The organism is Proteiniclasticum sp., assembly GCF_003514505.1.
In the GTDB taxonomy this organism is placed as follows: domain Bacteria; phylum Bacillota; class Clostridia; order Clostridiales; family Clostridiaceae; genus Proteiniclasticum.
Window position 1 is genome coordinate 72,315 of the sequence record NZ_DOPX01000033.1, and the last position, 22,973, is coordinate 95,287.

The window sequence follows — 22,973 nt, forward strand, 5'->3', positions numbered from 1 at the left end:
CTGAGACTGTCTGTCTCTTTCTCCTTATCTCGTTTCAGCTTATATTACAGAAGTCCTGGATTTCTCCAGGACTTCATTTATATTATCGGGTCTTATCTCTCAATGATTCTTGTGTCCCAGATTCCTGAAGCATACTGCATAACAGTAACATCTGCTGAAAACACGCCTGATGAGGAGATATTCTCAATGGACATCTTGTTCCAGGTAAATCTGTCCTGATACAAGGCATCAATCTTCTTCTGGGCATCCACATAAGAATCAAAGTCTTTCAGTACAAAGAACTCATCATTATAGTCGATGAGGCTCTTGAAGATATCGACTCCTTCCACAGGAATTCCTTTGATATGTCCGTTCACAAGACTGTCCAGCACTCTCTTAACACGGATATCTGATTCATAGATTTCTCTGGATCTGTAACCACCGTTTCTGTAGTAGCTGAGAATTTCTTTTTCAGTCATCCCAAAAATCACGATATTCGGATCTCCTACTTCCTCGAGGATTTCAACATTGGCCCCATCTAAGGTAGCAAGAGTGATTGCGCCGTTCATCATGAACTTCATGTTGCTGGTACCTGACGCTTCCTTTGTCGTTGTGGAAATCTGTTCGGATACTTCAGACGCAGGTATGATTTTTTCAGCCAAGGTCACTCCATAGTTTTCAAGGAAAACCACTTTGATGAGACCCTTTACCCTAGGATCGTTGTTGACCTGTTGTGCTAAAGCATTGATGAACTTAATGACTTCCTTGGCATAGTAGTAACCTGGAGCCGCCTTTGCAGCGAAAATATAGGTTTTTGGCACCATATCATAATTTGGATTTTCCAGAATCTCATGATACTGATGCAGAATATGGAGTGCATTGAGAAGCTGTCTCTTATAAGCATGAAGTCTTTTTACGTGCACATCAAATATGGAGTTTGGATCAACGATGATGTCATTTTTCTCCTTGATATACTCTGCAAGCTTTTCCTTGTTGTGCTGTTTGATGATTTCTACTTTCCTTTGCGCTTCCGGATCTCTTTTGTATTTTTTGAAAAGCTTAAGATCCTGAGGGTTTCTTCTCCAGGATGTACCAATGGTATCATCAAGAAGGGTGGAAAGTTCAGGGTTTGCAAGCATCAGCCATCTTCTGTGTGTAATGCCGTTGGTCTTGTTATTGAACTTATACGGATACAGCATATAGAAGTCTTTCAGTTCCTGACTTTTCAGAAGCTCTGTATGGAGCTTCGCTACACCATTGATGCTGTGGGTTCCATGAATACACAGATGTGCCATCTTCACAAATCCGCCAGATATGATGGCCATCTTTTCCACTTGGTCCTGCTGTTCGCCAAATTTAGCGGTGAGGATTTCTCTGAACCTACGGTCGATTTCTTCGATGATGAGGTAAATTCTAGGCAGAAGATCTTTAAACAGATCCACTGGCCATTTTTCAAGAGCTTCGCTCATGATGGTATGGTTGGTGTAGCTCATGGTATTCTGGGTAATATGCCACGCTTCGTTCCATTCCATACCCTCTTCATCCATAAGGATTCTCATAAGTTCGGGGATGGCTACCGCAGGATGTGTGTCATTAATGTGCACAGCAACAAAGTTATGCAGTTCAGACAAAGGTCTTCCTGCTTCTTTGTGCTGGGTTACGATGCTCTGAAGTCCAGCAGAAACAAAGAAATACTCTTGCTTCAGTCTTAAAACTCTACCCTCATGATTGGAATCATCTGGATACAGCACCTCTGAGATGCTTTCAATTTCGCGCTTATTAAGAAGCACTTTATGGAAGTTCAGCTCCCCTCTCGGTTCATCTGCGTAGTTCGGAACTTCAGCATTCCAAAGTCTTAACGTATTTACGGTTTTGTTCTCATAGCCAACGAGAGCGGTGTCATAAGGCACAGCCAGCACTTCCTGATAGTCTGTATGAACAGGTATCAGTTTTCCGTCCTCAGTGGGTTTCATCCAGGCATCGCCATAAAAGCGGACTTTCACAGCTTTATCTGATTTACGGATTTCCCATACATTGTCATCTCTCAGCCAGTTTTCAGGAAGTTCCACCTGATAGCCATCTACGATTTTCTGCTGGAACAAGCCGTACTTGTACCTGATTCCATTTCCGTTTCCAGGAATACCTGAAGATGCCATGGAATCCATAAAACAAGCCGCAAGTCTCCCAAGGCCGCCATTTCCTAGACCAGGATCCACTTCCACATCTTCTATGGATTTTAAGTTCAGACCCATCTCATTCAGTGCTTCCTGCACTGTGTTGCGGATCCCAAGATTCAGAAGATTGCTTGCCAGAAGTCTTCCCAGAAGGAATTCTATGGAAAAATAGTATACCTGCTTCTCTCCGTATTTCGTATATCTTGTGGTGGTTTTTGCCCATCCTTCGGAGATATACTCTTTAATCAGATACCCAAGGGTGAAATACTGCATTTGGATTGTCGCATTCTCCACTTCCTGAGCATAAAGTTTAAGCATTTTCTTCTCAAAGTCCTTTTTGAACTGTTCTTTTGTAATAATCATTCGGTTTTCTCCTTTTACTGTTTCAGAATGTCCTCAAACAGCTGTCTATAAAGTAGCGCAGAGGATGTCCAGCTGTAATCCATACCCATACCTTGTGTGATGATGTCTTTAAAACTGTTCTTGTCCTGATATGCTTCTAAAGCACGGTATATAGCTTGTAGCATATCATAACTGTCATAGTTTGAAAAGGTAAAACCGATTCCCTCACCTGTAAACTTATTATAAGGCGTTACGGTATCTTTAAGACCGCCTGTCTCTCTGACGATGGGCACACTGCCGTAGCGCAGTGCCATAAGCTGTGAAAGGCCGCAGGGTTCAAATTGCGATGGCATGAGAAAGAAATCTGTAGCTGCATAGATTTTCTGAGCGAGCGTACCATTATATGTGATATTTGCAGAAACTTTATTTGGATACTTGAAACTGAAATAGCGGAACATATCTTCGTAACGCCGCTCACCTGTTCCAAGAACAACAATCTGGAGATCGTTTTGAAGCAGTTCTTCTATGCGCTCCGCAATGAGATCGAATCCCTTTTGGTCAGTGAGCCTTGATATGATTCCGAACAGGGGCACATCTTCCCGAACCTCCAACCCCAGTTCTTTCTGAAGGTCCAGTTTATTCTGGATCTTTCCTTCCAGATCATTAGATGTGAATCCATGAGGAATATGAGGGTCCTTGGACGGATCGTTAATATCATAATCGATACCATTAAGAATACCCTTCAGTTTATAGGATACTTTCTGCATTACACCATGAAGACCCTCCCCAAAATACTCTGTCTTGATTTCATCAGCATAGGTGGGGCTTACTGTAGTCACAAGATCTGCGTAGTTGATTCCACCCTTCAGATAGTTGACATTTCCATAATACTCGAAACAGAAATCCTGAAGAAGTTCATTGCCAAGCCCTAGAAGATTCCCAAGCACATCTGGTGGGTAAACGCCCTGAAATCTCAGATTATGGATGGTCAGGACGGTCTTTACTTTATCATACTTTTTCTCCCAACGATACTTCGTGCGGAGCAGCACCGGAATGACAGCTGTATGCCAGTCATTGGCATGGAGCACATCAGGAATGAAATCAATCCTAGTTAAGATCTCCAGAATCGCTTGTGAGAAGAAGGAGAACCGTTCTCCATCATCAAAGTACCCATAGGGTGCTTCACGATGAAAGTAGTACATGTTGTCCAAAAAGTAGTAGTCAATCCCTTCATGCTTCAGATACTTCACACCCAGATACTGTTCTCTCCATCCAACACGTACAGTGGTTTCAAAAAGATGCTCCATCTTATCTGAAAATTCTTTCCTGATGGTGCCGTAGTTGGGCATTATGACTCTGCAGTCTTCCCCCATTTTTACCAGTTCTTTTGGAAGTGCATAGGCAACATCAGCCAATCCTCCTGTTTTTAAAAAGGGATAACATTCTGAAGTCGCAAACAAAATTTTCATAATTTCCTCCTATAGAACGGAGCCCTTGCTGACCACAAGTGGATTCTTTGGACTTCCCTTCAGTTCAGTTTCACTGGTTAAAATGACCTGTTTGTCCGTAATGACATTTTCCAGACTGCAGTTTTCTCTTACTTCAGAGTTTTGCATAATGATGGAGTCCTTCACAACACTGCCTTTGGCTACATGGACTCTTCTGAAGATAATGGAATTGATAACAGTGCCCTCAATCTTACATCCATTGGCAATCAGAGAGTTCTCTACCTTACTTTCTGGAGCATAGTAGGTGGGCGTTTCATCTTTTACTTTTGTTTTGATTTTATTCTCTCCAAAGAAAACCTCTTCGATATGATCTTCATCAAGCATATCCATGCTTGCTTCAAAGTAGTTCTCAATGGATCCGATGTTTTTCAGATATCCTTTGAACTCATAACCACGAACCTTATATTTGGTCACTGCATCGTGCAGTACTTCTGTAAGATAGACATTTTCTCCTGTGGTCACCGCATCAGTGATCATATCTACAAGAAGTTCTTTTTTCACGATAAAAATCTCCATAGAAACTTTTTTTCTTTCGGAAAGCATATCAGGTCGTCTGATGTTTTTCCCAAAAGCAGTGACTGAGCCGTATTCATTGGTCGTTACAGTATTGCATCTTTCAAAGCCCAAATCGTCCTCGGCAATATTCTTATAGACAACAGTGATGTCGGCTTTGGTGCTCAGATGATTTTTAAAGACTTCCTTTAAATCAATATTGCATACCATGGACGTTCCCATGATGACCGCATAATCCGCGGAGGCTTCTGTCAAATAATCAATGTTTGAAAAATAGGTGGATAAGTCTCCTCTTAAAGAGCTGTGGATGTCAGGCGTAGAATAAGGAGAGAAGTAGAATACGCCTCCTTTTTTGCGGTCGAGGTTCCACTCTTTTCCATTACCGATATGATCCATTAAGGAACGGTACTTATCATTTAAAAAAATACCAACGGTATCGATACCCGCATTCACCAGATTCGATAAGGTGAAGTCAATGAGTCTGTATCTTCCAAGATATGGAACAGATGCCAATGGTCTGTTGATGGTGAGCTGCTTCATGTAATAATCATTTTCTGTGAGGTTTACAACCCCGAATAATTTATTTCTTGGCATATTAGTTCCCTCCCTTGAAGATTTCGTGTTCGCCCACAACGGCGATTTCACCTTTTTCGTCGATGACAGAGTTGTCTGGAATCACTGCATGGGAGCCAATCATGGCCTTCCTGATGACACAATTCTTTCCAATCTTGACATCCTCCATGATGACGGAGTCATAGATTTCTGTCCCTTCGCCCACGATAACCTTTGGTGACAGAATGGATTTTCTGATTTTTCCGTGGACAATGCATCCTTCCACCACTAGTGAATCTTTGACATCTGCAGTTTTGGACAGGTATTGAGGCGGCATGGATGGATTTTTGGAGTAGATTTTCCAGGACCTGTCATTGATCTGAAGGGCTGAGTCCTGATCCAAAAGATCCATATTCGCTTCCCAAAGTGAATCAAGAGTACCTACATCTTTCCAGTAACCTTTGAAAGGATAAGCATATACCCTCTCTTTTGCATCCAAAAACTCGGGTATGACATTCTTGCCGAAGTCGTCCATATTCTTTCCGGCGTTGATGCTTTCATTCATATACTTTCTCAGCATCTTCCAGTTGAAAATATAAATACCCATGGAGGCTAAGTTGGATTTTGGATTTGCAGGTTTCTCTTCAAATTCAACGATTTTAAGTTCGCTGTCCGTATTCATGATACCAAATCTTGATGCTTCATCCCAAGGAACTTCAAGGACAGCGATGGTGAGCGCCGCTTCTTTCTCTTTATGATAATCCAGCATCGCTTCATAGTTCATTTTGTATATATGATCACCGGAGAGAATCAAAACGAAATCTGGATCGTAATCTTCAATATAGGAAAAGTTCTGGTAAATCGCATGGGCGGTTCCTCTGAACCATTTTTCTTCGGTGGCGCTGGCATAGGGCTGAAGGATGGTGACACCACCGGTCCCACGGTCCATGTCCCAAGGTGCGCCAATACCGATATGGGTATTGAGAATCAGCGGCTGGTACTGGGTCAGTACACCAACGGTATTCATGTTGGAGTTGGCACAGTTGGAAAGAACAAAATCGATGATTCTGTATTTACCACCGAAAGGAACGGCTGGTTTTGCAATATTTTTGGTGAACTTACCAAGTCTCGTGCCTTGGCCACCTGCAAGGATCATTGCTAGAATTTCTGTTTTCATCATTTGGCCCCCTTTATTCTTTTAGGTTTTATGATAAGAACGGATAATGGTGGAATGGTCACTTCCAGGGAGAAGTCTTTACCGTTCATCATTTCATCTTTTGTCTGATAGGCATTTTGGGAATAGTCCCAAGTTCCGCCATATTCTTTCAGCTCTGTATTGAGGAGTTCTTCATACTGACCTTCAAAAGGAACGCCAACTTTCACTCCCTGTCTCTCCACGGGCACAAAGTTGCAGATCACCAAAAGAAAATCTCTGGTGTTCTTCCCTTTTCGGATGAAAGTGAATAAGCTCTCCTCTTTGTTGTCCGCATCCAAAATATCGATGCCATCATAGGAATCATCAATCTCGTAAAGAGCTTTATGATCTTTGTAGATTGAATTAAGCACTTTCACAAAGTGTTGATGTTTCTGATGGTTTTCATGTTTCAGTCCAATCCATTCCAGACCTTCTCTGAATCTCCACTCCATCCATTGTGCAATCTCATTGCCCATGAAACTGATTTTCTTGCCAGGGTGGCACATCATATAAGTCATGAGTGTTCTAAGGCCACGGAATTTCATGATTTCATCACCAGGCATCTTATTGAGCAGAGAGTTTTTGCCGTGGACCACTTCGTCGTGGGACATGGGCAGGATAAAGTTCTCATTGAACACATACATAAAAGAAAAAGTGATCAGGTTATGGTGATTCTTTCTGTATAATGGGTCCAGCTCGAAATACCTTAAGATGTCATTCATCCATCCCATGTTCCATTTATGAGTAAATCCAAGCCCACCCTTTTCAATTTCGTGGGATATCAGCGGAAAAGCAGTACTTTCTTCAGCGATCATCAGTGCAGCAGGATACTCTTCTTTGATGACCGTGTTGAGCTTTTTAAGAAAGTCTACCCCTTCCAGATTTGTGTTCCCACCATACATGTTTGGAGTCCAGGGTCCATCGTCATAATCGAGATAAAGCATTGCAGATACAGCATCTACACGAAGTCCATCTATGTGGAAAAGATCCATCCAAAATAGAGCGTTGGAGAGCAGAAAACTGTGGACCTGTGGTTTTCCGTAATCAAAATGGGTGGTTCCCCATCTGTTGTTGGCTGCTTTATTCGGATCCTGGTATTCATAGGTTGGTGTTCCGTCAAAGAGAAGCAAACCATGGGCGTCTCTGCAAAAATGAGCAGGGACCCAATCCATGATTACACCGATTCCCTCATTATGGCATTCATTCACAAAGGCCATAAGATCTTTAGGTTCACCATAACGAGAGGTCATACTGTAGTACCCGGTAATCTGATAGCCCCAGGAATCGTCTAAAGGATGTTCCATCAGCGGCATGAGCTCAATGTGTGTGTATCCCATTTCCTTAACATAGGGGATGAGTTCTTTGGTGTACTCTTCAATGGTAAAGAATGTTCCGTCCCAATGTCTTTTCCAGGATCCCAGATGTACTTCATAGATATTCATTGGTTTTTCATTCACAGGCACTCTTTTGCTTCTTCCTCGCCAGTTGCCATCTGTCCATTTGAAACCATCCAGATCCTTTACAACGGAAGCAGTTTTTGGACGAAGCTCGGAGTAAAAGGCATAGGGGTCCGCTTTTAAAAACTCATACCCATCATGTCTTCTAATTCTGTATTTATACAGGACATTCTCGCCCAGACCTTCTATAAAACAGGTCCAGATTCCTGTGGAGCCTTGTGGAAACATCTCCTCATAACCCCAATTGTTAAAATCTCCAGCAAGGGTTACATTCTGTGCGTTTGGTGCCCAAACTGTAAACTGTACACCCTTTTTCCCTTCAAATTCAATGACATGAGCGCCCATAAACTCATAGGCCCTCCTGTGGTTTCCAGTGTTGAACAGATAGTGGTTGAATTCCGTGTTTAATACCTTGTTTGGATCGTCTTTTGTCTTTGCCATAGCTTCCTCCCATGTATCGAATACAGTGCTATTATCAGCGCTAGAATTTTGCTTGCTTATTCAATTGTACTAATCACGCAAAAAAACTATGTGATAATGTGAGAATATTTACTATTTTCTATTTATAATATACCATATTTCCACTGGTTCTAATAGTGCAAAAGTAGGAAATAAGCCATTTTTACTGATATATACAGTTTATTGGAATCGAGGTTTTACTCTCTCGTTACCCAAAGAATAAGGGCGATGAGTATTCCTAGAATAAACATAAGTTGCGTGAGCAAATACAGTGTGCGGTTTCTTCGGAAATTGGAAACAGCCTTTTTCTCCTTTTCTTCATAAGTGCTTCCTGTGATGCAATCATTCTCCATGATTTTTTTCTCTTTCTCCTTATATTCATCCAAGATGGGATTGAATGAGGAGGAATGTGGTTTTTTATGAGTTCTCATCTAAATTCTCCTTCCGCTTTTGTAGTTTCATTCTAACATTATTTTATGAAAATTATGAAAATACAACGTAAAAAAAGGTTGTGAAAAGCCTCAGCTTTCCACAACCTGTAATTTTGCGATTTCATTATCAATTGTATCCAGATCCAGTCCAAGACTCTGTGCGGCTTCCTTAAAGTCATCTAGAACCTCTGCGTAGGCGTTCATCGTTTCTTCAGTCACTGGATGCCTAAAAGAAAGATAAACGGCGTGAAGAGCCTGTCTTTTCATGATGGAGAGATCTCCACCATAAAGCTCATCTCCGATTATGGGGAATCCGAGATGACTGAGATGAACGCGGATCTGATGGGTGCGGCCTGTCAGTAGCTTTAGAAGAAGCAGAGTATATCCGTCTGCGTAGTGGAGAACTTTTACCTCTGTCAGACTTCTTTGGCCTCTTTCATCCACAACCCTTTGATAGGCTCCCTCTTCGTCCCTGTAGATGGGCAGGTCAATTAATGTAGTTTCTTCAGGGAACGCTCCTTTCACAATGGCCACATAATACTTCTCGTATAAGTCAGCCTGCATGTCCTGAGAAATTCGGGAATGCACAAACTGGTTTTTGGCAAGAATGATAAGCCCGGAGGTGTTCATGTCAAGTCTTGATACCAGTCTGATGATGGTGCTTTTTCCATTGCTTTTATAATGGTGCATCACAGCATTGCTGAGCGTGCCGCTTTGATAGGATTTCGTTGGATGTACCACCATATAAGGCTCTTTGTTCAGGACCAAAATCGCATCATCTTCGTATACCACATGGATGGGAATATCTTCCGCTTCGATTTCCTGATGCTCCTTCGCCTCCAAATGGATTCGAAGCTGATCTTCTTCCCTTAGTATATAATCGAGTTTTACCGTTTTTCCGTTGATCAGGATCCGCCTGGAAAGTGCAGCACTTCTCACAAATCTCGTGGACAGTCCCAGTTCATCTTTCAGGTAGGTTTTGATTTTTTCTCCCACATAGGTAAGAGGGATGGCTTTTTCAATGGATTGTAGATTCTCTCTATCGTTCATGATTGGTCCTTTCCTTCAGCACTTTTTCATAGTATTCCATTGCTGATCTGGAGATTGCAGCTACAGGCTTATTCAAGCTTTCCAGATGCCTAATGGTGCCTGACAGTGCAGTGAGCACTGCCTTGTCTAGATTCTCTTGTGCGAGTTTACGAAGCTCTTCCACACCAGGGAAGTTTCTGCCTTTTTCTATATAATCTGCAATAAATATTATTTTTTCAGTAAGACCCATTTGAGCTCGTCCCGTGGTGTGGTACCGCACTGCGTTCAACAGTTCTTCATTTCTTATACAACAGACATGCTCCAGATAAATCGCACCTGCCTGTGCATGAAGGATTTGGGGAGAGTTCCCATCATCAACTGGTACTTCCCCATACCGAAGGATGAGTTCTAAAAGGTTGGAGTCTTCATGATCTTTCAGCATATCATGACATAGGGCTGCAAGAGCGATGGTGTCCCTATTCCCGCCATAGAGGTCAGAAAGGATCAGGGCAGCTTCCATCACGCCTTCAATATGAAGGTATCTGGAGGGCTTCACATGGTCCTTCACATAGGCCTGCAGCTGTTGGAATGTCCAAGGATGGCACTGGTAAAGATGTTTCTCTTCAATATACTCTGCCACTTTTCTGGGGAGAAGCTCACAGACATCCTCACCCTCCTTCAGCCTGATTCTGATGTCTGTGCTGGAAATATCAACCGTTTCAGACTGGATGCGGAAAGCTTCTTTATGATTTTGACGGAAAAGTTCATCGGTTTTACGGGATGCATCTTTTGAAAATCCACTCCGTTCAATGACGGCAACCTCCACATACTTGAGGATTCTGCCAGGGTTTTTCCATTTCCAGAAATTAACATAAGAATCTTCGCCAATGATAAAAAAGAAGGTATCCAAAGGATGCCTTCTATGAAGTTCTTCTACTGTTTCATAGGTGTAGCTGACGCCGGCTTTTTCAATCTCAAAGGTAGAAACTGAAAAATCAGGATGGTCTGATAGTGCAAGATGAAGCATTTTCACACGTTCATCAGCCGAAACAGAAGTATTTTCTTTATGAGGGGGGATGAAATTAGGCATAAAAATCACGTGGTCAAGCTTCAAATTTTTCATAGCTTCTTCAGCCATATAAAGATGGCCTAGATGAACGGGGTTGAAGGTCCCCCCTAGGATGCCGATGTTCATCTTTTTGGAAGTTCTATTTTCTTATTGTTTTTGCTTTCTTTATAGAGCACAATCTTCGAGCCAATAATCTGAATGCCTTCACATCCGATTGCACTTACCAGCTGATCATGGGCTTCTCTTGCATCCATACCGCTGTTTTCCAGCACATGGATTTTGATCAGTTCTCTTTTTTCAAGAGCATCTTCTACCTGTCGGATAAAAGGAGCTTCAATGCCCCCCTTTCCAACCTGAAAAATCGGGTCAATCTGATTGGCTAAGCTTCTAAGATACGCTCTTTGCTTTGTTGAAATCATGTAAGTTCCTCCTATGCGTAATACTCAAATTCAAAATCATTGAGTCTGATAAAGTCTCCGTCTTCAATACCCATTTCTTTGAGGCGATCAAGAACTCCCTTGTTTCCAAGCACTTTATGGAAGTATCTCAAATGGCTTGGGTTATGGATGTCAACGGCATAAAGCAGTCTGTCCACGAAAGAACCCGAGACAACAAATACACCATCTTCATCAATCTCCACATCATAGGTGAACTGTTTGATTTCAGGAATAAAGAAGTCTTCCACCTCATAGATGGTTTCTGTCACTGGAATTGTCTGAAGCTTTTGAGCACATGCTTTCATAACTTCTGCAACGCCTTCCCCTGTAGCAGCGGAAATGGCATAGATTTCAGAATAACCGAGACTTTCAATCTCTTTTCTGAACTCATCCAAGTAAGATTTATCAAAGAGGAGATCCAACTTGTTCATGACCACAATCTGAGGTCTGTCTGTGAGATCCAATTTGTATTTCTTTAATTCTTCATTGATTTTGATGAAGTCTTCCACTGGATTTCTTCCCTCAATACCTGAAACATCTACGATATGTAGAAGAAGACGGGTACGTTCTATGTGGCGCAGGAACTGTATCCCAAGACCAACACCTTCAGAAGCTCCTTCAATAATTCCGGGGATGTCTGCAATGACAAAAGGATTGATTCCTGGCATTGCGACTACACCTAGATTCGGTTCCAGAGTGGTGAAATGATAATTGGCAATCTTTGGCTGGGCTTTGGATACCTTGGATAAAAGCGTGGATTTACCGACATTCGGGAACCCTAAGAGGCCCACATCTGCCAGAAGTTTCAGTTCCAGTGTCACATGACGTTCCTCTCCAGGCATACCTGGTTCAGCAAAGTCTGGAGCCTGCCTTGTGGGGGTGGCGAATTTGGTGTTTCCTTTTCCGCCCTTTCCGCCCTTTAGAACGATATACTTGTCATCAACTTTTGAAAGATCAGAAATGATTTTTCCGCTTTCTTTGTCCTTGATGACAGTTCCTAGTGGAACAGGAATAATGAGGTCTTCCGCATCTTTGCCATAACACTTGTTCTTACCGCCGTTTTCTCCGCGGCCTGCTTCGTGTTTTCTTTTATACTTGAAATTTAGAAGTGTTGTCATCGAAGGGTCTACTACGAAAATGATGTCACCACCACGTCCGCCGTCACCGCCGTCTGGACCACCATGAGAAACGTATTTTTCTCTTCTGAAGGAAATAGCACCGTCGCCACCATCGCCGCTTTTAATAAAAATATCTGCAATATCTATAAACATATTCATAGCCTTCTCACCTACCTTATCTGGTTTTTTTCTATTATACTACAAATCACTTGTTTCGTGATTTCTCTTTCCAAAAAATAAGGCCTGCATAAAGCAGGCCCATTCAAGCTAACTATTCTGCAACTGCTTCCAGTTCAACTGGGTAAACACTCGCTTTCTTTCTATCCTTACCAAGTCTTTCGAATCTTACGACTCCATCAACTTTAGCGAATAAAGTATCATCGCTTCCCCTGCCCACGTTGGTGCCTGGGTGAATCTTTGTTCCTCTCTGTCTAACGAGAATATTTCCTGCAAGAACAAACTGTCCGTCAGCGGACTTCACTCCAAGTCTTTTCGCCTCAGAGTCTCTACCATTCCTTGTACTTCCTACTCCCTTTTTGGAAGCAAAAAACTGAAGGTTTAATATAAGCATGGTGTTACACCTCCTCTTCAATTAGGTTAATAAAATGACCGTACTGCAATTTAATTGCTTTGATTCCTAATAGCAATGTCTCCATAATCACTTGGGCATCCTTCTTTTCAGAAGCATCTGCACCATCGATGCTGACGGATAAATAACCGCCATCTTCGTGAAGATCAATCTTGTTTTTCACTTTGAGCACTTCATCCAGACCATTATATGCCATCATACATTGTGCTGTAACTGCTGCACATACAATGTCTTTGCCATATTCATCATAGTCTGCATGACCTTCGTAAGTGAACGAGATCAGATTACCGGATTTTCTTAAAAATCGGACTTCAATCATGATTACGCTTCGATTTTCTCAATCAGAATCTTTGTGAAAGGCTGTCTGTGACCCTGCTTCTTTCTATAGTCCTTCTTAGGCTTGAACTTGAAGACAACAACCTTCTTCGCCTTACCATGAGCAAGAACCTTCGCAACAACCTTAGCACCCTCTACTACAGGGTTACCAATGGTCAATTCACCTTCTCCGTTGGAAACTGCCAAAACATCAGTGAGTTCTACAGTAGAATTCAGCTCTGCAGAAATCTTCTCAATTCTGAGAATATCTCCTTCAGATACCTTATACTGCTTACCACCTGTGTTTAAAACTGCATACATATGAAACACCTCCTCATATCAGTACTCGCCTTCAAGGTACAGCTTAGAGCTGTTTAACAAAACCTCTTCGGAGCGGCCTACAAAGTATTATAACAATCTTACATTGCAATGTAAAGGATAAGTTGCTATGTGATCAAATATTTTTCCATCTCTTGGATCTGATTTTTGAAAACCAGAGGAAGAACATCATAATCCAGGTGGGAATCTATAAATTCCAGATAGATTCTTTTCTCGCCCGAATCAATCGTATGGATAAAAGAGGTCATGTCCTCTCTGACATTTTTCTCGTAATGCTTATGCAGTTGAATGTGGAAATCTTTGATGTCGATCTGCTCAGTCTTGCTTGCCAGTTCATTCTTGATACGCATCATGACATAGGTGAACGAAAGTCTTCTACCAGATCCTTTACAGAAAGTGCAAGGCTCCTCAAGATAAGTATAGACGGGATACCCCTTTTTCTTTCTTGTCAGCTGCAGAAGTCCCAAATCTGTGATGGGATAACATTTGCCAAAGAGTGGATCTTCCAGAAATGCTTTTTCCACTGCTTCCTTCAGAAGAATTTTCTGCGCATCATTTTTCACATCGATGAAGTCTATGAGGATGATTCCTGATAAATTTCTGAGTCTGATCTGACGGGCAATCTCCTCTGCAGCCTGAAAATTCACCTCCATCACAAAGTCTTCTTTGCTCTGGGATCCTTTGTGCTTGGCGCTGTTCACATCAATAACCACCATGGCCTCAGTTTCTTCAATGATAATATTCCCGCCATCTTTGAGATAGACTTTTCGATTCCGGAGATTTTCCAGTTCGTTCTCAATACCGTAGAAATCAAAAAGACTTCGTTCGCTCTTGTGAAGCAGTGATGGAATTCCATATTCTTCTTCCAGCTCTCTCTGCAGGCTTCTTGTATTGACATAGATCATCTGTATTTTTGAGAAGTTGTCCCGCAGAATTCTTGAAAGAACAGAGCTTTGTCCATGAAGTCTCAGAGGTCCTGCTCCGGTTTCAGCTTTTTGATACACTTCATTAAAGGAGTGGGTGATCTGCTTTATTTCTTCCACAATATCTTCTCTTGCCGCATCCATGGATGCTTCCCGGAACAGAACGCGGTAGCCCTCTACCGATGTGAAGCTTCCATGAGCTTCAAGAAAAAGATCGCGATTGAGTTTTTTAGAAAACCCGAGACCTTTTCCGGGGAATAAAACCACGTACTTTCCACCAATGGAAATTTTATCTGTGACCTTCGTTCCCTTGGAGCCTTCCTCTTCTTTCAGTACTTCCACAAGGACGCTCTGACCTTCTTTGTAATCCTGAAATCTTTGGAAATCCTGAACATAGAGATAGGCATTTTTTTTTGCACCAATGTCAATAAATACAGATTTCAGAGAGTTTACCTTTTTTTTAATAATTCCAAGATAGAGGTCTCCGGGCTGAATGCTTCTCTTGGCATCTTCCACGTAAAATTCAGTCATGGTGCCTCGGTCTTTTAATACAATTCGACGATGTACATCATCTTCTATAAACAGTTCAATCATTTTATTCTACCTTTCTGAGGAGTTTAGACCTCAGCATACTTACTAGAAAAGAGTTGTTTTCTTTTTCATGCCTACATTGAGGACCATTCCGATGGCAATAAACGTAGTCAGCACAGAGCTTCCCCCGTAAGAAACCAGTGGAAGTGTGATCCCTGATATGGGCATGAGTCCCATGGTCATACCTACATTTTGAAGAATGGAGAACAAGAAAGATGAAAATACACCAACAGCAATGGTGCTGCCGAAAATATCTTCGGACTTCTTGGCGATTCTAATCATGCGATACAGGAGAAATCCATAGAGCAGGAGCAGTGTGACCCCACCTATGAGACCGAAATTTTCTGCGAGCACAGAAAATATAAAGTCCGTATGATTCTCTGGAACACGATTGAAAAATTGAGTGCTGGATTGTGTGGATACAGTCATGTCCTGAAGAAATTGACCAAAATTGAATTTTCCAGAGACTTGTCCTGAACCGATACTGATGACGCTTCTACTGAGCTGATAGTTTATACCTAGCTCACTTCCTTCATTGAATAGAAAACTTGTGAGTCTGGCACTCCAGTGAGCAGGTAGAAAGTTGGTCTGAAGCACAATGATGACAGACATTGCGACAAAACCAAATCCAGCAAAAATAACCTTTAGAGACAGACCAGCTGCGAAATAAATGCCCAACACAATGAAAAATGTGATCATTGTGATGCCCATTTCGGGTTGAAGCATCATAAGGATCATTGGCAGTGCGGCATAAAAAGTCACCTTCATGAAGTTTCTCAGATTGTTGATGTTTCCGTCCACTTTCTGAAGTTCTTTTCCGACCATCAGCATCGTGGTGAGTTTTGCAAACTCCGCTGGCTGGAATCCTCTTGAACCAATACTGAACCACCCTGCAGCTCCTTTCACTTTGGAAGTGAAGAGAACCATTACAAGTAGAAGTATTACAATCCAGTAGAATACATCCACTATTTTATAAACTTTCCGATAATCCATAAGAAGAATCACATAAACGACGCCCAGGGACAGAACAAGCCAGATAAGCTGAAGTCTTGCATAATAGAAGTTCGTAGCAGTATATATATTGAAGACACCATAGAACAGAATCGCCACTGCACTGAGCAGCATGCCGAAATCCAGTTCTTTGAGATCTTTGCGATCAATGATCAGAGCTTTGAGTACATTCATGTGTTAAAATCCCTTCCCTTATGGATACAAAAAATAAAAGTTGTATGCATTATTATAGTAACTCATACAACTCTCACTTTCAATTTAACATTTTCTTAGGATTTAGCCTATTTTTTCTTTCGGATCGGAATGTTTGCCACTAGAGCAGGTACTGAGCCAAACTCACTTTCAGTCTGTGTAATCTGCAGGTCCAATTCCTGGTCTATGTCGATTTCCACATACTTTCTCAGAACTTCCAGAATATCATTTTTGATATTCTCTAAAAGTTCGGGAGAAACATCTCCTCTGTCGTGCATTAAAATCAGTTTCAGACGGTCCTTCGCGGTATCTTTAGATCCGCTTTTCTTTTTAAAGAAGCTAAATATATCCATGCCGTACCCCCTCTACTTTTTTTTGAATAACTTGGATATTTTTCCGAAGAATCCGAGTTCCTCTGGTTTCAGGTTCAGTAGAGGCACTTCTTCACCGGTGATTCTCTTTGCGATGTTGATAAAGGCGGTTCCCGCCAAGGTTCCTTCAACGGTTACGATGGGCTCTCCTCTGTTGGTGGAAATTGTGATGTTTCGATCATCAGGAACGATACCCAGCAGTTTTACAGAGAGAATCTCCAAAATATCTTCTACATTCAGCATTTCCCCATTTTCTGTCATCTCATAGTTCAGTCTGTTGATGATGACCTTATGGTTCTCAATCCCTTTGGAGTCAAGCTTTCCGATGACACGGTCCGCATCTCTTACAGAAGTGACTTCGGGATTGACAACGATGATGGCACTGTCTGCAGCAGCCACAGAATTCTCAAAGCCCTGCTCTATACCTGCAGGAGAGTCAATGAGAATGTAATCAAACTCTTTCTTCAGCTCTTCAATGAGTCCGATCATCTGGTCTGTAGAGATGTCGTTCTTGTCACGGGTCTGAGCCGTAGGCAGAAGACATAAATGAGGAAGACGCTTGTCTTTGATCAGGGCCTGCTTCAGTTTGCATCTTCCTTCAAAATAATCAAGAAGTGTATATACAATTCTGTTTTCGAGCCCCATGAGGACATCAAGATTACGAAGTCCTGTATCCCCGTCGATGACGACGACTTTGTGACCGAGCTGGGCAAGCGCTGTACCTATATTGGCTGTGGTGGTGGTCTTGCCTACCCCACCCTTTCCGGATGTGATTACAATGGATTCTGGCATTTAAGTCTCTCCTTCTTTCTAATATTCAAACTTTGTTGGGATGTAAGGTTCCACATAGATGTTCCCATCTACAAGTTTTGCCACTTCTGGGAAGTTTGGTTCATTTTCTGCCGAGCGGGCAAAGGTGCCGGCTATGGACATGAGGGCCGGTGTAAGTTTGAGAGCTGCTACAAAAGCTTTCTCATTTCCGGAAGTTCCTGCAAAGGCTCTTCCTTTTAGCTGGCCTAAAATCACAATATTTCCTTCGGCGAATATTTCCGCCCCGATATGAACATCTCCCACTACAACGACATTGCCTTTATATTCTATCATCTGACCGCCCCGAAGAGATCTTGTGATGAACTTCGTTGGGCCTTCTTCGACGCCATCGAATATAGAAGGGAGATCCTCCTTACGATTGGATTCTTCAAAAGTGACACTTGACAGTGCAATGGTATCATAAAGGAGTTTTTCCAGCAGTGCTTTCTCCTCTTCTTTCAGCCGGATGGGGTACGTTGTAACATAGACAGCATTTCCGCTGTAGAAATTTTTAACAGGTTCCAGTTTTGATTTGACTGCTTCAATCAGTTCTTCAAAAGAATTGAATTCCAGCAGGTTTATGATGAGATTCAGGCCTTTACGGTTTCCTTTCATCTGAATGCGGTCCATAGTGCTCATTGAGTTCCTCCAAATGCTTAAAAATACATCTAGAATCTATTTTAAAGGATTTATAAGAATAATTCTACTCTAATCAGGAAAAACCTGGAAATTGACAAATTTTCATCAAAAAAAAGAACTTGCTTTAAAAAGCAAGTTAAAATCTCCATTCTTTCTTTACAATCGGTATTCTGCTGTAAGACACACAGGGGCGGTACAGAAGTATGCCAAGTACAGCGGTGTAAAGCGGCATGATGAGAAGAGCATAGTAATTCCCTTTTATCCCAAAGATCCAGAGCGTAAGAATCATAATGAGCGTTTTGACGCCTTGGGCAATGGATACAGAAAAGACCGGTACTGTTTTCTTTCCTTCCTTCAGTGTAAGCCCGATTTTTGAGAGAATCAGAAAAAGCAGAACATTGAGTAGGGTATTCAATCCAAACACATAGGGGAAAAAGAGATCCTGCATCACACCAGTGATTAAGCCGATATAGAATGCATCTTGCTCATCCGTCATAAGCATGAAGAGCCCCATGAATGTAAACAGTAGACTTCCGCTGGATTCATAGACAGACAGAAAAGGCAGAAGAGTCTGATCAAGAAGCAGCCAGAGGAGTACAGTCAGGAAAATAAATATCTTTCTCATCAGTACTCCACATCTCCCATGGATTTTGGCTTCACCACAAAAAGCTGAGCTGCTCGTTTAAAGTCAACAGCAGTTTCTACGATGGCTGTTTTCATAAGGTTTCCTTTGTCTTCTTCTACTCTTACCACCGTTCCTACAAGAAAATCCGGTGGATAAAATCTGCCTAGACCTGAGGTTACAATGGTATCGCCTTCTTTGATTGATGAATCAATGGGCAGGAAAGAGATTTTCGCCATCTGGGTCTGTCCGCTGCCAATATGACCCTCCAGGATACCGCTGATGGAAGCATCATCTGTTGATTTCACATGAATGGCAATATTCTCACTGGAGAGCGTTTCAACAAGTGACCAGGTTTTCGCAGTTTCTGTAATCTGACCTACGATTCCTTCTTCTGTCATGATCACCATTCCCGAAAGCAAACCATCCTCTTCCCCTCTGTCTATGATATAGGAAGTGATGATCCCGCCACCGGATCTGCCGATGACATTCACCCCCACATAGTCATACTGGTCTGCTCGGTTCTTGAAATTGAACATTTCACGAAGACGTTCATTTTCCGTCTTCAGCGCTTCATAATTTCGTAGATTTGCTTTCAGTTCAATGTTTTCCAATAAAAGCGACTCATTCTCTTCTTTGACTTCCTCATAGCGCAGAAAGAAGTCAATGAAACTCTCCATCCGCTTATTTACAGTATAGAGAACACTTTGCACAGGATTAAGGGCTGTGCCTGCACCGCTTTCTATAAGAGTTTTCTGATCTTTGTAAACAGTGAACCCGAATAATACAATGAGAACAGCTGCCAAGAGAATGATTCGTCTTGACAGCTTGTTTTTCAAAAGTTTGGACATTAATTAGTAGCTTCGCGCTATTTTGTCAAAATTGTCCAGTGCTTTACCAGCACCTAACACAACACAGTCAAGTGGAGAATCTGAGATCTCAACCGGCATATGGGTTTCATGGGTGATGAGTTCTCCAAGACCTCTTAACAGCGCCCCTCCTCCTGCAAGCATGATGCCCTTATCCATAATGTCTGCAGATAATTCTGGTGGTGTCTTCTCTAGTGTGGTCTTTATGGCTTCAATAATATCAGAGATTGGTTCATGAAGTGCTTCTCTGATCTGAGTTTCTGATACGGAAATGACCTTTGGCAGGCCTGTCACAAGATCTCTTCCCTTCACATCCATATAAGCTTCATCCTGGCCCTCAATTCTGAAAGCAGATCCAATGGTCATTTTGATGGCTTCAGCGGTTCTTTCTCCAATCATGAGATTGTATTCTCTCTTGATGTAAGCGATGATTGCCTGATCCATCTCATCTCCACCAACGCGGAGTGATTTAGCGACAACGATACCACCCAGGGAAACGACTGCCACCTCAGTGGTTCCTCCGCCAATATCAACAATCATAGAACCTGTTGGCTCATCCACAGGAAGGCCAGCTCCGATGGCGGCAGCCATGGGTTCTTCCATGAGGATGACGTCTCTTGCGCCTGCTTGCTTTGTTGCTTCCAGAATAGCGCGTCTTTCCACTTCAGTAACTCCTGATGGGAAACAAACGATGATTCTTGGAGAAGTGAAGGCGGATTTAGAAGCAGTCTTTTCAATGAACTGTCTCAGCATAGTCTGTGTCACGTCAAAGTCTGCAATAACACCGTCTTTAAGTGGACGGACCGCTACAATATTCCCTGGTGTACGTCCGATCATTCTTTTAGCTTCTTCACCTACAGCCAGAGGCTTGTTGGTATGGGTGTTGAAAGCCACAACTGAAGGCTCTCTGAGAACAATCCCCTTTCCTTTTACATAAACTAGGGTATTAGCCGTTCCCAGGTCAATTCCCATATCCTTGCTCATTCCAAATAAACGCATGAATGATTTTCTCCTTTCAAATTTACAATAAGTTCTTTTCTCTTAAACTGATATATTTCCCATCACCGATGATGATATGGTCTAAAAGGTCGATACCGACAATTTTTCCGACTTCTTTGATTCTGCTCGTAGCAGCGATGTCTTCACTGCTTGGAGAAGGATCTCCAGAAGGATGGTTGTGAACCATGATGATCGATGCGGCACTTTTGCGTATGGCTTCTTTAAAGATCTCACGCGGATGCACGATAGAAGAGTTGAGACTTCCAACGGATGCGTTATAAGTGCCGATGACAATGTTTTTTGTGTTAAGCAGAAGCACTTTCAGCACCTCTTGTTTGTACTCCCTAAGCTCGACCATAAGAAGATCCGCCGCATCTCCAGGAGCGTTGATCTTATAACTGTCTCCGCTTCGATAGGTCTGGAATCTTTTGGCCATTTCAGCCACTGATAAAATCTGGGATGCTTTAGCTTCTTTGATTCCCGGAATCTTCATGAGATCTTCCTGGGAAGCTTCGAGAAGTCCGTTGATGCCGTTGAACACAGTGATCACCTTTTGTGAAAGCTGAATGATGTTCTCTTCTCTAGTGCCGGCACGCAGAATGACGGCAAGGAGCTCACTGTTGGAAAGACTTTCAGCGCCATATCGGAGCAGTCTTTCCTGTGGTCTTTCGTTAAGGGCCATATCCATGATGCGATTTTCCATAAAATCCTCCAAAGATTGCCCAACCCATTTACATGATATAGGAATATTCTCTCAGACGGGTATAAAGTTCCTGTAAAGGCAAACCCATGACGTTATAGTAATCTCCATGAATCCCACGGATATAGATACCCGCAGCGCCTTGGATACCATATGCGCCAGCTTTATCCTGCCACTCATCCCTGGTGAGATAGAACTCAATCTCATTGTCATCCATTTTGGAAAAGGATACTGTAGTGACCACGGAAAAAGCAGTTTTCAGATTTCGGGCCGGATGTATGAGTGCAACACCTGAATATACATAGTGGTCTGTGCCCTGGAGCAGTTTCATCATTCGCTTCGCATCTTGCCGGTTCTTGGGTTTTCCAAGAATCTGGCCGTTTGCATAAACAATAGTGTCAGCACCTATGACGAGACTATCGCCAGAAAGCGTTTCTGAGACACTGTTAGCCTTCTCCATAGCAAGTTCTTTCACATAGTCACTAGGATTGCCCTCAAAAGAAACGGAGTCTTCGTCGAAATCAGATACGATGATTTCATACGGTATGTTCATTCTTTGAAGCAGTTCTTGTCTTCTCGCCGAAGCAGATGCCAATACAAAACGCACAAATATCCCTCCATTCCAGACTGTTACAGAATTTTACCCAAAAAATTCCTACTTAATAGTTTACCATCATAGAATTTTTTAAACAAGGTGGTAAGTATGATTTAAAGTTACTTTAAGAGAAACATCAGGGGTGGTTTTTTGGACGTAAGAATATGGGAACAAGAATAGTATGCGACTTCCTTTTAAACTTATGCAATAAAAAAATACTTCCGGTTCATCGGAAGTATTTTTAATCAGTATTTACTGTTATCCACCTGAAATGTTCTTTCCTTTAGAATCTTCTCCAAAGCAGATATCAGCTTTGCTAGGTTATAGTTATAAATCATGTCCTCTCTTGTGGAACTTTCCATGGTGACAAACTCTGTCTGGAAGATTTCAAGTGAGAGGAGTTTGTATAGTTTCTGATGGTTATCCTTTGTCATTTTCACATTGGTTTCACTGAGAGAAGTTGCCTCTGCATAGATAAAAACCTTCTCGGATGCTTCTACCATGAGCGTATAGTAGTCGTATTCCTCTTTGTCATATTTCTTCAGGATAAACAGCTCTTTGTTCAGTTCATTGAAGGTGTCTTTAAACCCATCCAGCTGAGTTCCAAGGGTGTCCAATCCATCGGATATTCCGTATAGTATCAGGTCTCCAACCACATGCCGTGCAGTGTCCCTGAATTTCTGGAAGCTGTCACGGACACGGATCATCTGATCCGGTGGATAAATCAGCATGTTGATTATGGTCGCAATGACAATACCAATCACTGTGTCCAGCGTTCTCTGCATGGCATAGATGGCAGGAGAGCTTTCTGAAGAACCTGTGACGATGATGATGACAAGAGTGATGGCAATGCCTGTAGCCTTCTTAATGTCCAGGAGATTGCAAAAAAGGATGGTGATGACTACACCTGCTGCCATGGTTATGGCACCATACAGTGGTATATAAGACATGAAAAGTCCGATGATTCCCCCCACCACGGTTCCAAGAACACGGTTATATCCAATCTTAAAACTGGATACCACAGAAGTCTCGACACAGATGACCGCTGCATAAATCAGCGCAAAGGACAGTTCATCATTGATGATGGAAGAAACAATATAAGACAGTACCACAACGAGTGCAGTTTTAATTGTTCTCATACCGAT

The 22,973-nt window shown here is 42.2% G+C and carries 24 protein-coding genes; all 24 read right to left on the reverse strand.

Annotated elements, in window-relative coordinates; genetic code table 11:
- Positions 1 to 92: 92 nt before the first annotated feature.
- Positions 93 to 2,516 carry a glycogen/starch/alpha-glucan phosphorylase gene (locus tag DEF30_RS11725; RefSeq protein ID WP_294099606.1) on the reverse strand — a complete coding sequence of 808 codons (2,424 nt, stop codon included), beginning with the start codon at positions 2,514 to 2,516 and terminating at the stop codon, positions 93 to 95.
- A gap of 14 nt (positions 2,517 to 2,530) precedes the next feature.
- Positions 2,531 to 3,964, reverse strand: a complete 1,434-nt coding sequence (glgA, locus tag DEF30_RS11730) for a glycogen synthase GlgA (RefSeq protein WP_294099608.1) — start codon at positions 3,962 to 3,964, stop codon at positions 2,531 to 2,533.
- A 9-nt stretch (positions 3,965 to 3,973) separates the two neighbouring features.
- Positions 3,974 to 5,110, reverse strand: a complete 1,137-nt coding sequence (gene glgD / locus DEF30_RS11735; RefSeq protein WP_294099611.1) for a glucose-1-phosphate adenylyltransferase subunit GlgD — start codon at positions 5,108 to 5,110, stop codon at positions 3,974 to 3,976.
- Between the two features lies 1 nt (position 5,111).
- The gene (locus DEF30_RS11740) at positions 5,112 to 6,248 is read right to left on the reverse strand and encodes a glucose-1-phosphate adenylyltransferase (RefSeq protein ID WP_294099614.1); all 1,137 of its coding nucleotides are present in this window, start codon (positions 6,246 to 6,248) and stop codon (positions 5,112 to 5,114) included.
- Complete coding sequence (gene glgB, locus DEF30_RS11745) at positions 6,245 to 8,161, reverse strand: 1,4-alpha-glucan branching protein GlgB (RefSeq protein ID WP_294099617.1); 1,917 nt, start codon at positions 8,159 to 8,161, stop codon at positions 6,245 to 6,247. The genes DEF30_RS11740 and glgB overlap by 4 nt, the downstream gene beginning before the upstream one ends.
- Before the next feature lie 215 nt (positions 8,162 to 8,376).
- Positions 8,377 to 8,610, reverse strand: a complete 234-nt coding sequence (locus DEF30_RS11750) for a hypothetical protein (protein WP_294099620.1) — start codon at positions 8,608 to 8,610, stop codon at positions 8,377 to 8,379.
- A 90-nt stretch (positions 8,611 to 8,700) separates the two neighbouring features.
- Positions 8,701 to 9,660 carry an RluA family pseudouridine synthase gene (locus DEF30_RS11755; protein ID WP_294099623.1) on the reverse strand — a complete coding sequence of 320 codons (960 nt, stop codon included), beginning with the start codon at positions 9,658 to 9,660 and terminating at the stop codon, positions 8,701 to 8,703.
- The gene (nadD, locus tag DEF30_RS11760) at positions 9,650 to 10,834 is read right to left on the reverse strand and encodes a nicotinate-nucleotide adenylyltransferase (RefSeq protein ID WP_294099626.1); all 1,185 of its coding nucleotides are present in this window, start codon (positions 10,832 to 10,834) and stop codon (positions 9,650 to 9,652) included. The genes DEF30_RS11755 and nadD overlap by 11 nt, the downstream gene beginning before the upstream one ends.
- A complete protein-coding gene (gene yhbY, locus DEF30_RS11765; RefSeq protein ID WP_294099629.1) occupies positions 10,831 to 11,127 on the reverse strand; it encodes a ribosome assembly RNA-binding protein YhbY in 297 nt (98 codons plus the stop codon). Before yhbY ends, nadD begins: the two co-directional genes overlap by 4 nt.
- An 11-nt stretch (positions 11,128 to 11,138) precedes the next feature.
- Positions 11,139 to 12,416 (reverse strand): GTPase ObgE, encoded by a 1,278-nt coding sequence (obgE, locus tag DEF30_RS11770; RefSeq protein WP_294099728.1) that lies wholly within the window; start codon positions 12,414 to 12,416, stop codon positions 11,139 to 11,141.
- Positions 12,417 to 12,534: 118 nt separating this feature from the next.
- Positions 12,535 to 12,834 (reverse strand): 50S ribosomal protein L27, encoded by a 300-nt coding sequence (gene rpmA, locus DEF30_RS11775; protein ID WP_031575914.1) that lies wholly within the window; start codon positions 12,832 to 12,834, stop codon positions 12,535 to 12,537.
- A 4-nt stretch (positions 12,835 to 12,838) separates the two neighbouring features.
- Positions 12,839 to 13,171 (reverse strand): ribosomal-processing cysteine protease Prp, encoded by a 333-nt coding sequence (locus DEF30_RS11780; protein WP_031575911.1) that lies wholly within the window; start codon positions 13,169 to 13,171, stop codon positions 12,839 to 12,841.
- A 2-nt stretch (positions 13,172 to 13,173) separates the two neighbouring features.
- Entirely contained in the window at positions 13,174 to 13,488 is a 315-nt protein-coding gene (gene rplU / locus DEF30_RS11785; protein WP_031575909.1) for a 50S ribosomal protein L21, read from the reverse strand.
- A 125-nt stretch (positions 13,489 to 13,613) separates the two neighbouring features.
- Complete coding sequence (locus DEF30_RS11790) at positions 13,614 to 15,023, reverse strand: ribonuclease E/G (protein WP_294099635.1); 1,410 nt, start codon at positions 15,021 to 15,023, stop codon at positions 13,614 to 13,616.
- Positions 15,024 to 15,065: 42 nt separating this feature from the next.
- Positions 15,066 to 16,205, reverse strand: a complete 1,140-nt coding sequence (locus DEF30_RS11795; RefSeq protein ID WP_294099637.1) for an FtsW/RodA/SpoVE family cell cycle protein — start codon at positions 16,203 to 16,205, stop codon at positions 15,066 to 15,068.
- 107 nt (positions 16,206 to 16,312) lie between these two features.
- A complete protein-coding gene (minE, locus tag DEF30_RS11800) occupies positions 16,313 to 16,576 on the reverse strand; it encodes a cell division topological specificity factor MinE (RefSeq protein WP_294099639.1) in 264 nt (87 codons plus the stop codon).
- Between the two features lie 12 nt (positions 16,577 to 16,588).
- A complete protein-coding gene (gene minD / locus DEF30_RS11805; RefSeq protein WP_294099642.1) occupies positions 16,589 to 17,386 on the reverse strand; it encodes a septum site-determining protein MinD in 798 nt (265 codons plus the stop codon).
- Positions 17,387 to 17,404: 18 nt separating this feature from the next.
- The gene (minC, locus tag DEF30_RS11810) at positions 17,405 to 18,043 is read right to left on the reverse strand and encodes a septum site-determining protein MinC (protein ID WP_294099644.1); all 639 of its coding nucleotides are present in this window, start codon (positions 18,041 to 18,043) and stop codon (positions 17,405 to 17,407) included.
- A gap of 136 nt (positions 18,044 to 18,179) precedes the next feature.
- Entirely contained in the window at positions 18,180 to 18,668 is a 489-nt protein-coding gene (locus DEF30_RS11815) for a hypothetical protein (protein WP_294099652.1), read from the reverse strand.
- A complete protein-coding gene (mreC, locus tag DEF30_RS11820; protein ID WP_294099654.1) occupies positions 18,668 to 19,516 on the reverse strand; it encodes a rod shape-determining protein MreC in 849 nt (282 codons plus the stop codon). The genes DEF30_RS11815 and mreC overlap by 1 nt, the downstream gene beginning before the upstream one ends.
- Positions 19,517 to 19,519: 3 nt before the next feature.
- A complete protein-coding gene (locus DEF30_RS11825) occupies positions 19,520 to 20,533 on the reverse strand; it encodes a rod shape-determining protein (RefSeq protein ID WP_031575883.1) in 1,014 nt (337 codons plus the stop codon).
- Between the two features lie 22 nt (positions 20,534 to 20,555).
- Positions 20,556 to 21,236, reverse strand: a complete 681-nt coding sequence (gene radC, locus DEF30_RS11830) for a DNA repair protein RadC (protein ID WP_031575881.1) — start codon at positions 21,234 to 21,236, stop codon at positions 20,556 to 20,558.
- 28 nt (positions 21,237 to 21,264) lie between these two features.
- Positions 21,265 to 21,840, reverse strand: coding sequence for a Maf family protein (locus DEF30_RS11835; RefSeq protein WP_294099664.1), 576 nt, complete (start codon positions 21,838 to 21,840; stop codon positions 21,265 to 21,267).
- A gap of 233 nt (positions 21,841 to 22,073) precedes the next feature.
- On the reverse strand, positions 22,074 to 22,967 hold the full coding sequence (locus tag DEF30_RS11840) for an aromatic acid exporter family protein (protein ID WP_294099669.1): 894 nt from the start codon (positions 22,965 to 22,967) through the stop codon (positions 22,074 to 22,076).
- Positions 22,968 to 22,973 lie beyond the last annotated feature (6 nt).